Origin of the sequence: Enterococcus sp. AZ191 (genome assembly GCF_051713845.1) — a bacterium.
Classification (GTDB): Bacteria; Bacillota; Bacilli; order Lactobacillales; family Enterococcaceae; genus Enterococcus_B; species Enterococcus_B durans.
Window position 1 is genome coordinate 555,894 of sequence record NZ_JBIOQS010000001.1, and the last position, 12,158, is coordinate 568,051.

Below are 12,158 nucleotides of genomic sequence, written 5' to 3' on the forward strand. Positions count from 1 at the left end.
AAGATGAAAATATTAACTTTTGGGGAAATGATGTTACGCCTGAAACCGCCGACCAATGAACGAATTTTGCAAGCACAAAATTTTGAAGCAACATACGGAGGGGCGGAAGCAAATGTAGCTGTTTCCTTGGCGTTGTTAGGAAATAAAGTGGAATACTTATCTAAATTCCCTGAAAATCTTTTAGGAGAGAGCGCTATAAATACGTTGAGAAAATATGGAGTAGATACAGCAAAATGTTTGCGAGGCGGTGACCGCTTAGGGATCTATTTCTTTGAAAAAGGTGCAAGTATCCGTTCAACGAATGTTGTCTATGATCGGGCTTATAGTTCGTTTGCACAGGTCAAAGCAACGGAATTTGACTGGCCAGCGATTTTTAAAGATGTCGATTACTTTTACTTCTCAGGGATTACTCCGGCAATTTCTAAAGAGTTGGAACAAATCGTCTTGGAATCTTGTCAATATTGTCAAGATCATGGGATTGAGATTATTTCTGACTTGAACTACCGTCGTAAGATGTGGGAGCCAGAACAAGCACAAGTAACGATTTCCAAAATCATGGAGTATGTCACTGTTTGTATTGCACATGATGAAGATTTTGAAGCAACTTTAGGTATCAAGGCATTTGATGGAGATGATTCTCGCGGCATTGATCAAAAAGAAACCTTTAAAAAAGCGATGATGCAAGTGACGGAAAAATTCCCAAACTGTAAGAAAGTTGCAAGTATTTTAAGAAACATCTATTCAGTGGAAGATAGCCAATGGACGGCACTATTGTTGTCAGAAGGGGAATTTTACGAAACCACGACTTACAACATGCATGTCATGGAAGGCGTAGCAGCCGGTGATGCATTTGGCGCTGGCTTGATCCATGGACTTGTTCGCGGATTTGATGAAGCAAAAATGATCCAATTTGCTTTAGCAGCCAGCGTCTTGAAATTGACGATCACTGGAGATTTGAATTTAGTTTCAGAAGCAGAAATCAATCGAGTTGCCTGAAATGGAAATGGTGCACGATTATCTAGATAAGACATTCATTCTATATATAAAAAAGACTTTGCTGATATTTCCTGAATGGATATCGACAAAGTCTTTTTTCATGATCTCAATAAAAATCAACTATTCGCGTAAACTTGTTCTTTATGATAAATTTCAATAAAATCATTTCAAAAAAGCGATAAAGCATATAACAGAAATGGGGAGTGAATGATGTTGGATGAAGAAGAAGTAATTGCAACTATTTATAATTTGATCTTGAACCCTAACACGCGGGAATGGGAAAGGACGCTACTTCGCCAGACAAAAGAACGGCTAGTGGGGAAAACTTCAATCAAACAAGAAGTAGAAAAACTAGAGGCTGATTTGCGTCCTTTAGCCATTCGTAGAAACTTAACCCCTGATGTCATGGATTTTTATACGGAAATTACGGGAGAACAAGACGAAGAAACGATCTATGATTTTTCTAAACACCAGCTCACCGATCCAACATATCAAGAAAGAGCCATCTTTGCTGGAGGTTGTTTTTGGTGTATGGTCGAACCTTTTGAAACGAAAGAAGGAATCCTTTCTGTTTTATCGGGCTATACGGGTGGAGAGGTTGAACATCCTAGTTATGATCAGGTCAGCGGAGGCTACACAGGGCATGTTGAAGCGGTGGAAATCCTGTTTGATACACGAAAGATCAGCTATACTGAATTACTAGACAGCTACTGGCAAATTTCAGACCCAACAGATGCGTTTGGACAATTTCAGGATCGTGGCAAACAATACCGTTCGATTATTTTTGTTGAAAATGAAAAACAACGTGCTGAAGCAGAAGAATCAAAAAGACGATTGAGCCAATCAGGACGATTCAATCAACCAATCATTACTGAGATTCGCAAGGCGAAAACTTTTTGGCCTGCTGAAAACTACCATCAACGTTTCTATCTTAAACAGCCTAAACGCTACAAAAAGATGAAGCATTCTCATGAACTCTATCTTTTCTTTAAACGGAAAAAATGAGATACAGGAGGGGAAGGAATTAAAGTCACTAATTTCTATTATAAATCTGCTTCTTCATTTGAAAAGCACCAATCAAGTATTACCTACCTACTTAAATTCTGGAATTTTTTAAAGAATCCTACTATATATAGTGACTAATGGAGTGTTGCTAGAAAGTCAGGGTGTGGAAAAAGTTTTTCAGCAGATAGCAAGCATACAAGATGATAGTTGCTGTAAAAATTAGTAATGCTTGGTTCCAAAGGGTATAATTAACTGTAACAGTTGAACTAGAATCACTCAGTCTATATAGGAGGGTGATGAACGCTGTTTGACAGAGGTGCCATTGGGAAATCGAAAACCGATGAACAAATAAAATGATAGCGCTTTTTTAAAGTGACTATGCTAAAAAGATAAAGGAGAGATAGCAATGTATGTAGCAAAACAGGATCGTTACGAAAAAATGACGTATCGAAGAACGGGAAAATCTGGATTGAAGCTACCACTATTGTCCTTAGGGCTATGGCAAAATTTTGGGGACCATGATCCAATCAGTAATCAACGTGAGATTTTAAGAGGTGCATTCGACATGGGGATCACTCATTTTGATTTAGCAAATAATTATGGTGGACCGGCTGGAGCTGCAGAAAAGAACTTTGGTCGGATCTTCAAAGAAGATTTTACTGCTTACCGTGATGAAATGATCATCTCAAGTAAAGCAGGGTACCATATGTGGGAAGGTCCTTACGGTGAGTGGGGCTCACGTAAATCCATCATTGCAAGTTGTGACCAAAGCTTGCAACGAATGGAGCTTGATTATGTGGACATCTTTTACCACCATCGTCCAGATCCTGAAACACCTTTGGAAGAGACTGCAGAAGCATTGATGCAACTGGTTCGCCAAGGAAAAGCGCTGTATGTTGGGATCTCTAACTATAATGGAGAAGATACGCAGAAAATGACAGAGATTCTTCGAAAAAAAGAGGCGCCTTTCATCATCCACCAAATGCGTTATAACATGTTTTCAAGAGAATTACTAGAGGATGATCTAGCCCCTGTACTTGAAGAAAATGGCCTTGGAGCGATCACTTTTAGCCCATTAGCTCAAGGTCTGCTGACAAAACGTTACTTGAATGGGATTCCTGAAGATTCTCGTGCGCATCGCAAAGAGATCCCATTTCTTTCAGAAAATCAAGTAACGCCTACTTTGCATAAAATCACTTTGTTGCAAGAATTAGCTGAGACAAGAAATCAGTCTCTTGCGCAGATGGCATTAGCTTGGAATTTAAGGCAAGAGTCAGTGACGAGCGTGCTTGTGGGAGCAAGTCGTCTAAGTCAATTACAAGAAAGTGTTCGAATGATGGACAATCTCCATTTTTCACCAGAAGAAGAGGATAAAATCGAAACGATTTTACAATAGGACTAAAATAGTCAGTTTGAGTGTGGGACAAAAGTAAGAAACACTTTTGTCTCATTCTTTAAAAACGAATAAACGGTGGGAGCAAAAGCAACTCCTTCTTAAATAAGCCGAAATCCACAAAAATTTGAAAAGCAATTTTCGTGAATTTCTTCTTATTTCTCGTAGTTAAACACTTCTGTCCCAGCCTTTTTTTGTCATGATTATGAAGTGGGATTTAAAAAACGTCGAGGCGTAGTTTATTTCATTTAACGTGCTGTATGAATTAGCGATATTTTTTTGCGGGAGTACTATCATAGAGTACTGATTTTGTGAGTATAGAAAGAAAAACATCACTAGAACACACACGTAGCTGTAAAACATTGATAGATAGTGTTAGGAGATTAGCGCAAAAAGAGGCTAAATCTCTTTTTTTGCACACTATTTTTAGTGTGTAAAAGAAAAACTGATGTGGACGTACACTCTAAAATATTGAAAACGCTATTATATCAAGGGTGAAGCGCTTTAAAAGTTGGCACGATACTTGCTTTATATAAAAGTGTAAGAAACAAGAAAGGGAAGTGTTCCATATGGAAAAGAAAACAATTATGTTAGTATGTTCAGCAGGAATGAGTACTAGTCTACTCGTAACAAAAATGCAAAAAGCAGCCGAAGAAAAAGGAGTCGAAGCAGATATCTTTGCTGTATCAGCATCCGATGCAGATAATCAATTAGAATCAAAAAATGTAGACGTTTTATTATTAGGTCCACAAGTACGATTCATGCAAAATCAATTTGCTGAAAAACTTGCACCTAAAGGTATTCCTTTGGATGTTATCAATATGCAAGATTATGGAATGATGAATGGTGCAAAAGTATTGGAACAAGCAGAATCGTTAATCAATAAATAAGAAGGATTGGAGGCATCACAATGGAGGATCAAAAAAATCTTGAAGCCATCATGGGATTGATCATGTTTGGCGGAAATGCAAAAAGCGATGCAATGGAAGCGATTGCCGCTGCAAAAAAAGGCGATTTTGAATTAGCCGATGCAAAAATCAAAGATGCAGAAGAATCATTAGTACAAGCGCATCATTCTCAAACAGAAATGCTGACACAAGAAGCTCAAGGGAATCATGTGGAAGTAACATTATTGACTGTTCATAGTCAAGATCACCTGATGACTTCGATTGCTTTTACTGATTTAGCAAAAGAAATTATCGATCTATACCGTCGCTTAGACGTATAAATCGAAATGGTAAAATAGAAAAGAGGAAAGAAACATGGATAAATTTGTTGCATTTATGGAGAAACATTTTATACCTGTCGCATCTAAAATTGGGGCACAGCGACATTTAGTTGCGATTCGTGACTCATTTATGGTTAGTATGCCATTAATGATCTTGGGTGCTTTGGCGGTAATGATCAATAATTTACCGATTCCAGGATTCCAAGAATTGATGAATTCCATCTTTGGTGGAGAAGCTTGGAAAGGATTCGGAACATCAGCTTGGAACGGAACTTTTGCGATCCTTTCAGTTTTGATTGCTTTCTTACTCGCTTATCATTTAGCAAACGGTTATCGTAAAGACGGCGTATCTGCCGGCGTTATTTCTTTAGGATCATTCTTCGCTCTAGGCGGAGCTTTGGGTATGAGCTCAAATGGTTTATTTATTGCTATTATTGTTGGGATTATTTCAACAGAAATCTTTGTTCGTTTAAGTGGAAATGAAAAATTGATCATCAAAATGCCTGATGGTGTACCACCAGCAGTTGCGAAAGCTTTTGCTTCACTATTACCAGCAATGATCACGATCTCATTCTTTGCATTGGTTGCTGCAATCTTTGCTGCATTCGGCGTGGCTGATATCGTTGGTGCATTCTATACACTTGTTCAAGAACCATTCATGGGATTAGCAAACTCTTACCCATCTGCACTACTTTTAGCTTTCATCACACCATTCTTATGGTTCTTTGGTTTACATGGTGCAAATATGGTCGATCCATTGATGCAAACAATCAACGCACCAGCAATTGAAGCAAATGTGAATGCAATTGCCGCAGGACACAGCGCACCATTCATCGTTAACAAACCTTTCTTTGACAGCTTTGTTAACTTAGGTGGTACAGGAGCTACTTTAGGTCTTCTATTAGCGATTTACTTAGTTGGCCGCAGAAACAAACCATACATGGTCGTGACGAATTTGTCGATCGCACCAGGTATCTTCAACATTAATGAACCAACAATGTTTGGTTTGCCGATCGTATTGAACCCGATCATGTTCATTCCGTTCATCTTGACACCGATGGTTTTAGTATCTGTAGCTTACTTTGCTACTTCTACTGGTCTAGTTCCAGCAGCTACAGTAATGCCACCATGGGTAACACCACCAATCATTGGCGGGGTCTTAGCAACGAAAAGTATTTCTGGCGGTATCTTAGCCGTAGTCAACTTGCTATTGTCAGTCTTGATCTATCTACCGTTCGTTAAAGTAGCGACGATCCAAGAAAGACGAAAAGAAGAATTAAGCGCTTAATAATTGATTATCGAGTATAAGGATAATTCAGTTTATATGAAGATGAGATAAAAGTGATCTTTACTTTTATCTCATCTTCTTTGCTGTTTGGAAGGAAAAAGCAACAGGGGAGTTGTTCACGAATAAGCATGCTATAATAGGGCAAATGTGAATGGGAGTGGGAGAAATATGAAAGGATACCAACTAATAAAGTTAAGGGAACGACCCGAATGGAAAAAGCAGGCAGCGGAATGGTTTTCTTCTAAATGGCATCTGCCCTATTCAGTATATGAAGAAAGTATTGATGAAGCCATCTCAAAAGTACAACCAGTTCCTCAGTGGTATATCGTATTAAATGAAGACGAAGAAATCATCGCTGGTGCGGGGATCATCGACAATGATTTTCATGATCGTCCGGATTTAACGCCTAATCTGTGTGCTTTATTTGTAGAAAAAGAGTATCGGAATCAGGGGATTGCACAAGAAATTTTAATATTAGCTAGAAAAGACATGAAAAATATGGGGATCGAACGGTTGTATCTCGTGACGGATCACACTGATTTTTATGAAAGATATGATTGGGAGTTTTTAGCAATGGTTCAAGATAACGAAGGAATACCAGTGCGTATGTATCAAATCGATACTGCCGAAGACTAAAGAAGTATAGCAAAGCTCAGCCTAAAAAACGCGTAGGGCGTGGGACAAAAGTAAGAAACACTTTTATCTCATTCTTTAAAAACGAATAAACGGTGGGAGTAGAAGCAACTCCTTCTTAAATAAGCCGAAATCCACAAAAATTTGAAAAGCAATTTTCGTGGATTTCGGCTTATTTCTCGGAGTTAAACACTTCTGTCCCAGCCTCTTTCGAGATTACACGGTTACTTGTTTATAAAGGAAAGAAGTGTTTTTTTGAAACAAGAGAACGATAGCTATCCATTTTGGATAGGTGTGACACATAACTTTTCTCTCTAATAAAAACTTAGGTTTTATTTTGCTGAAGTTTTTCTTTCTTTTTTTCATCGTAGATAAAGACATTACGGATGATTTTTAAGATAGGGCGTGCTGTCAAAAAGACTGCTCCTGCAAGATAGCAGTAGGTGCTGTAACGATCGGGTATCTTTGTCAGAAGAGCAACACTTCCAAAAATATAGAAGATTCCTGTCAAAAAATCGACTGCGAGTGAAAGCAAAGTATAACGATTTTGAAAATAAAGACGGAATCGTTGACCGCGTATCTCGATATCTTCTTCTTTTCCAATATCTATTTCGTGCGTATTTCGTTTGATTTCTGGCATTTAACTCACCTAACTATTGATTAAAACTAAGGTTTCAAAACAACTTTGATATTTTTATCTTCTTTTTTGTCAAAGATTTCATATGCGCGTGCGGCATCTGCTAAGGGCATTGAATGTGTGATGATTTGTGCTGGGTCAAACAGGTTATCAGTAATCATCTCGTAGATTTTTGGCATCAAGTGAACGACTGGCGCTTGACCGTGTTTCACAGTAATATCTCGCATAAAAAATTCTTGTAAAGGATACGATGAAGCAGGAGTCATGTAAACGCCTATGATTTGGACAGTTCCAAATTTTTTCGCTGCTTTTGCAGCAATCTGAATCGGTGAAATCGTTCCGCTTTGTAAGCTAACTAGATTTTTCGCCTTTTCTTTGACTGGTTCTAATCCATCCATTCCCACACAATCTATAATGACATCCGCACCGCCTTTTGTTAATTCATAGAGGTCAGTACCTGCATTTTGAACATCCTCTAAGAGAAATGTTTCTACATTGTTGTATCTTCCTGCTTTATCGATTCGATGTTGCACAGGGTCCACTGCGATCACGCGAGAAGCGCCTGCCATCGTTGCAAATTTTTGTGCAAATAATCCGACAGGTCCTGACCCTAAGACGATCACTGTATCGCCTTGTCTCACACCCGCATTTTGAACACTCCAATAAGCTGTAGGAAGAATATCAGATAAGAAAAGAACTTTTTCATCTGCTAGGTCGTTGTCTGGTACGATAAAAGAAGTGGTGTCTGCAAAAGGTACTCTAAGATATTCTGCTTGTCCACCCCAATGGTTGCCATTCAGACTCCCAAAGCCAAATAATCCACCATATAGTTGATCAGAGTTCGAACGGTCGCATTGACTTTCCATTTCATTCAGACAAAAGTGGCAATGACCACAACTGATGTTAAAGGGGATGACCACACGTTGGCCCTTTTTTAACTTGGTAACAGCAGAACCAACTTCTTCAACGATGCCCATCGGTTCATGACCTACGACATATCCTTTTTCCAAAACAGCTTCACCATGATGATAAAGATGCAGATCGGAGCCACAAATTGCTGTAGCGGTGATACGGATAATCGCATCGGTTGGTTCTAAAATTTTGGGATCCTCAACATTTCGAATCTCCATTTTTTGTTTGCCTTGCCAAGTAACAGCTTTCATAAAAAAATCTCCTCTCATCAAGAACAGGTAGCAACCAATCATTATTTCTAGGTGTAATCTACTTTCATTCTAAAGGAGGCTTGACCATATTGATAATAAAATGCTTGTTCAAAATAGAAAGTGACAATTAAAATAACTTTGTTATGATTGAGATAACAAAGTTATGCTAGTATAATAGTAAGATAGATGTATTCGTTTTATTAAAATAACGTTTATGATCAAATGTATATCCATAAAAGGAGGGAATCAATGGAAGAAGAGAAAACATCCCGCATCAGGTTAGGGGTTTTATTACTGATTTGTACGGTTTCTTTATTAGGAACGATTTCTTTAGGAATTGTCAAAGGAACTTTTTTTAATCAGTCTTTTTTACTCGAACAAACGAAAAAAATAGAGTACAGTCAACTTGTTGCAAATGAAATCAGTCAAAATTTTCGAGAAGATAATTTGGAAGAAAGCGAATATGCAAAAGTCATCGCTACTTCGATCCCAAAAGCGTTTATCGAACAGTCAATCAAAGTATTCATCCATGATACATATACAGGGAGCAAACGTAAGGTAAGTGAAACAACGGAGGTAACAGAGAAAATAGACAGTGTGCTTCAATCATACATACAAGAGCATCAATTGACGTTGGATGAGACGGAAAAAAATAAGATCGAAACAATGAAAGTGACCTTGGTGAATCAATTTCAGCGAACAGCAGGGAGTTATTATCTCTTTTACTTTATTCATAATATGATCGAAACGAGGGAGAAAGGCGATTTTCTTTTTCTGATTATGCTTAGTATCTTTCTTGTCTTCCAACTCATTATCATTCTTTTATCAAGAAAAAATATTGGTCGTTTCATACGGTATACTTCTTTGCAACTGGGGGTCGTAGGCGGTGTGCTACTCATAGTTGCTGGTGCTCTTTACATGAGTCATTTGTCGCAAAATCTGGAATTTAGATCCCAAGCTGTTCAGGTATTGATGGCTAGCTATATTCAAACCGTTCTTTCCTATTTTGTCATTTCAGGAGGAATCGTTGCTAGCCTTGGTGTGATCCTTGGGCTATACAGTTTTGCACGATATAAGAAAAAAGAACGAGTTCCAAAGTAACTGAGAGAATAAATGTATTTTGTTCCAACAATAGAGCAATTATAGATAGTAGAACAAATCAACAAAATGAAAGAAGCGAGCATATTCTGGAGAGAATAGGTTCGCTTCTTTGCATAACAGTCCATAGAAATCAGGGGCTAAAAGTACGCTACTAGTTAAAAGATTCAAAAATGGGGGAGTTGAATCACTAGTTTTTCACGATTTAGAGAAACATCTTTCCTTGACCCAAATAGACGGTGTTCAAAGAGCACCCCCTCGGCCCCAGCTCAAAAAAATGCAAAATATGAGGAGCAATTTTTCATTTTTTCTTACTAGTGCTCGGGGCAAGACGCTCTTTTCACAACCTTAGTCAAACATTTTCTTTGCCGCACGCATAAGCGTTGGAATGTCTTTATCGTAACGTGGGGTTTTGACTAAACGGGACATTGGGATTCCGGCAAAGTGGAAGGCTGCTATTTCTCCGGAACGGACAGCGCTTTGTTCCGTAAAGATCATTTGATAAGGTTGTTCAACGAATTCACCAGTGAATGCTAAGTTTGTTGAATGTTGTGGAATGACTTTTGGACGGTCGCTTTTTGCTCGATTGTTGAATAAAGCAGACGCGTATGGCATATATACTGGGATATTGTTGACGACACTAGCAAAGATTTCTTTTTCTTTTGTGCGGATATTTTCTGGACCAGGATCGACTTTGGATAGTTGGCCGATCAATTCTTCCAACATTTCTTTCCCATTCATCTTGATATATTGTTTATCCACAAATTCTCCACGGCGTCTTGGGCATAAGAAGTATCCCCAAATGACAGTTTCATTTGGTTTTTGTGAAGTGAAATGTGGTTGATGATGCACAACGATCGACATATTGACGTCTTTTTGACCTAATGGTGTGATCGGTGTGGTAGAGATAAAGGAATTCAACGCATTTCCTGGAACTTGCGTAGTGATTCGAGTGATTTCGTTCAATAATAAATGATCTTTTGTTGTCAAAGTGAAGCTGACCCATTCACTTGCATCACGATCTGCGAAAAATTTATCGGGATTGCCTACATTATAAAAACGTTCGCTTGCTTTTTTCCATAAGCTAGAAGCTGCACCGTAATCCATATTTTCAACAGCGGGGGTTTCATAGTCCCCTAGTGTTGCGGAGTCAGTGATTGAACCGTTTGTGAAAAGAACAGCTGTATCACTATCAACTGCTACATATTCCTCTTCATCAGTAAGGGTATTGATCATTTTCAATCCTGTAACGGTAATTTCAACTTGCATAGGTGTTTCTTTGAATTCCCAATCGATTACGCGACGATTTAAAATGATTTGACATCCTTGAGCTTTTAAATAATTGATGAGTGGCAACATGATGCTTTCATATTGGTTATAACGAGTCCGGTTTACGCCGACCAGATGCTCGATTTGAGTAAATTCATAGATCATTTGGTGCATGTAGCGACGGAGTTCTTGAGCAGAGCTACAAGTACGGAAAGCAAATGTTGTTTCCCACATGAACCAGAAGTTTGTTTCAAAGAAATGGGGGTCATCTTTGAAATATTCTTCGATTGTCACATTGTCCAATTTTTCTTCTTCTGAATCAGGCATAGCGATCAATTTTGTTAATAACAAACGGTCTTTGTTATTGAAACCAAGTTTTCCGCCATCAATGATTCCTTTTCCCCCTTCCATCAAACGTGCTTTGTCAAATGTCCGATGTTTTGCATCAAAATCTCTAGTATCTTCTGCCGCAGTCATGCCTGGTTCCGTTGCAGAAGGAATGCGACTTAATAGATCCATCAGATCCACATAAGTTCGATAATTCAACATTCGTCCACCACGAGCGACATAACCTTTTTGATTTTCTAAGGGATGATTTTTATTCCAGTATTCATCTGTGACAGTATCTGTTGGAGCACCATCATTTGAACCATGATCATCTAAAGAATAAAATGTAATCTGATCACCATTCCATTTGCCTTCTTGAATCAAATAAACCGCAGCTGCCATATTGGCGATACCTGCGCCAATCATAATTGCTTTACTTTTTCTCATTGTGATTCCTCCAGTATTTTACAAGTGAATGGACTAACGACTTTCTTCGATTTGTTAGATTGATTCGTATTCATCGTATAGATGGCTGTCGTCTTCGAGCAATCCAGTTTTCTTTCCTAGATATACAGCACCTAATGCCAATAAACCTAATCCAACACCGATTTTGATCAATTTTTTGCTCATAAGAAAATCCTCCTTTAAATTTTTGTCACGTCTATCTAACTAAAAGGATAGTTTCTTTTGGAGAAATTGCCAAATGATAGGGTAAGAGAAATTAGGTGATTTTGACAGATTGTTCATTGTGTCTGAATTTAATAAAAAAGTGTGTAGAAGGAAAATCATTTTTTATGGGAAGAAAATCTATCAGGATAGGAGAGAGGATCAGTAAAGGAGAAGAGGTATATCGAAAGCATCAATTCGTTATTTATCTCAGGTGTTTTTTAAAATAAAAAGAAAGAGGGAAAAGAGATTAAAAAAACATAAGTTGTTTAATTCCAGTAAAGGTACGTGGTCTTTGATATTTCATCTAGTGAATGCAAAAAAACAAATATTATAAAATTTGTTTGTGTTATAGTATAAATATAAAATTATCTGAAAAGTCATGATTGGTGAACAAAATAAAAAAGCACCGAGAACAGTGCTTGCTTTCAAAGCTGGATACGGACAATGCCTTA

The 12,158-nt window shown here is 38.0% G+C and carries 12 protein-coding genes; 8 read left to right on the forward strand and 4 right to left on the reverse strand.

Translation table 11 applies throughout. The features are described from left to right. Window positions 1–3 precede the first annotated feature (3 nt). From IGI47_RS02730 to IGI47_RS02760, 7 genes are all read left to right on the forward strand, one after another. Window positions 4–996, forward strand: a complete 993-nt coding sequence (locus IGI47_RS02730) for a PfkB family carbohydrate kinase (RefSeq protein WP_438783246.1) — start codon at window positions 4–6, stop codon at window positions 994–996. 210 nt (window positions 997–1,206) lie between these two features. Then, a complete protein-coding gene (gene msrA / locus IGI47_RS02735) occupies window positions 1,207–2,001 on the forward strand; it encodes a peptide-methionine (S)-S-oxide reductase MsrA (RefSeq protein ID WP_311930880.1) in 795 nt (264 codons plus the stop codon). A gap of 406 nt (window positions 2,002–2,407) precedes the next feature. Continuing rightward, window positions 2,408–3,397 (forward strand): aldo/keto reductase, encoded by a 990-nt coding sequence (locus IGI47_RS02740; protein ID WP_438783248.1) that lies wholly within the window; start codon window positions 2,408–2,410, stop codon window positions 3,395–3,397. Between the two features lie 566 nt (window positions 3,398–3,963). Further along, complete coding sequence (locus tag IGI47_RS02745; protein ID WP_005877911.1) at window positions 3,964–4,284, forward strand: PTS sugar transporter subunit IIB; 321 nt, start codon at window positions 3,964–3,966, stop codon at window positions 4,282–4,284. Between the two features lie 20 nt (window positions 4,285–4,304). Continuing rightward, window positions 4,305–4,622, forward strand: a complete 318-nt coding sequence (locus IGI47_RS02750) for a PTS lactose/cellobiose transporter subunit IIA (RefSeq protein WP_311930878.1) — start codon at window positions 4,305–4,307, stop codon at window positions 4,620–4,622. Between the two features lie 34 nt (window positions 4,623–4,656). Beyond that, on the forward strand, window positions 4,657–5,910 hold the full coding sequence (locus IGI47_RS02755; protein WP_438783249.1) for a PTS sugar transporter subunit IIC: 1,254 nt from the start codon (window positions 4,657–4,659) through the stop codon (window positions 5,908–5,910). A 168-nt stretch (window positions 5,911–6,078) separates the two neighbouring features. Continuing rightward, the gene (locus IGI47_RS02760; protein ID WP_311930877.1) at window positions 6,079–6,546 is read left to right on the forward strand and encodes a GNAT family N-acetyltransferase; all 468 of its coding nucleotides are present in this window, start codon (window positions 6,079–6,081) and stop codon (window positions 6,544–6,546) included. Between the two features lie 322 nt (window positions 6,547–6,868). On the opposite strand, the gene IGI47_RS02765 is transcribed toward IGI47_RS02760, so the two are convergent. Together IGI47_RS02765 and IGI47_RS02770 are read right to left on the reverse strand one after the other, a co-directional pair. Further along, on the reverse strand, window positions 6,869–7,183 hold the full coding sequence (locus IGI47_RS02765) for a YrhK family protein (RefSeq protein ID WP_005877900.1): 315 nt from the start codon (window positions 7,181–7,183) through the stop codon (window positions 6,869–6,871). A gap of 26 nt (window positions 7,184–7,209) precedes the next feature. After that, the gene (locus IGI47_RS02770) at window positions 7,210–8,343 is read right to left on the reverse strand and encodes an alcohol dehydrogenase catalytic domain-containing protein (RefSeq protein ID WP_438783250.1); all 1,134 of its coding nucleotides are present in this window, start codon (window positions 8,341–8,343) and stop codon (window positions 7,210–7,212) included. Window positions 8,344–8,592: 249 nt separating this feature from the next. Here IGI47_RS02770 and IGI47_RS02775 point away from each other — a divergent pair, with 249 nt between their 5' ends. Next, entirely contained in the window at window positions 8,593–9,444 is an 852-nt protein-coding gene (locus tag IGI47_RS02775; protein WP_438783251.1) for a hypothetical protein, read from the forward strand. Between the two features lie 345 nt (window positions 9,445–9,789). On the opposite strand, the gene IGI47_RS02780 is transcribed toward IGI47_RS02775, so the two are convergent. Further along, window positions 9,790–11,484, reverse strand: coding sequence for an oleate hydratase (locus IGI47_RS02780; protein WP_438783252.1), 1,695 nt, complete (start codon window positions 11,482–11,484; stop codon window positions 9,790–9,792). Window positions 11,485–11,538: 54 nt separating this feature from the next. Further along, window positions 11,539–11,667: a hypothetical protein gene (locus IGI47_RS02785; RefSeq protein WP_005877894.1), complete on the reverse strand. Its 129-nt coding sequence runs from the start codon at window positions 11,665–11,667 to the stop codon at window positions 11,539–11,541. Window positions 11,668–12,158 lie beyond the last annotated feature (491 nt).

Excerpts from the sequence above, each read along its gene's own strand:
- IGI47_RS02770 (WP_438783250.1), bottom strand. The coding sequence starts at position 8,343 with ATGAAAGCTGTTACTTGGCAAGGCAAACAAAAAATGGAGATTCGAAAT.
- IGI47_RS02745 (WP_005877911.1), top strand. The coding sequence starts at position 3,964 with ATGGAAAAGAAAACAATTATGTTAGTATGTTCAGCAGGAATGAGTACT.
- IGI47_RS02740 (WP_438783248.1), top strand. The coding sequence starts at position 2,408 with ATGTATGTAGCAAAACAGGATCGTTACGAAAAAATGACGTATCGAAGA.
- IGI47_RS02730 (WP_438783246.1), top strand. The coding sequence starts at position 4 with ATGAAAATATTAACTTTTGGGGAAATGATGTTACGCCTGAAACCGCCG.
- IGI47_RS02750 (WP_311930878.1), top strand. The coding sequence starts at position 4,305 with ATGGAGGATCAAAAAAATCTTGAAGCCATCATGGGATTGATCATGTTT.
- IGI47_RS02765 (WP_005877900.1), bottom strand. The coding sequence starts at position 7,183 with ATGCCAGAAATCAAACGAAATACGCACGAAATAGATATTGGAAAAGAA.
- IGI47_RS02775 (WP_438783251.1), top strand. The coding sequence starts at position 8,593 with ATGGAAGAAGAGAAAACATCCCGCATCAGGTTAGGGGTTTTATTACTG.
- IGI47_RS02785 (WP_005877894.1), bottom strand. The coding sequence starts at position 11,667 with ATGAGCAAAAAATTGATCAAAATCGGTGTTGGATTAGGTTTATTGGCA.
- IGI47_RS02755 (WP_438783249.1), top strand. The coding sequence starts at position 4,657 with ATGGATAAATTTGTTGCATTTATGGAGAAACATTTTATACCTGTCGCA.
- IGI47_RS02760 (WP_311930877.1), top strand. The coding sequence starts at position 6,079 with ATGAAAGGATACCAACTAATAAAGTTAAGGGAACGACCCGAATGGAAA.
- IGI47_RS02780 (WP_438783252.1), bottom strand. The coding sequence starts at position 11,484 with ATGAGAAAAAGTAAAGCAATTATGATTGGCGCAGGTATCGCCAATATG.
- msrA (WP_311930880.1), top strand. The coding sequence starts at position 1,207 with ATGTTGGATGAAGAAGAAGTAATTGCAACTATTTATAATTTGATCTTG.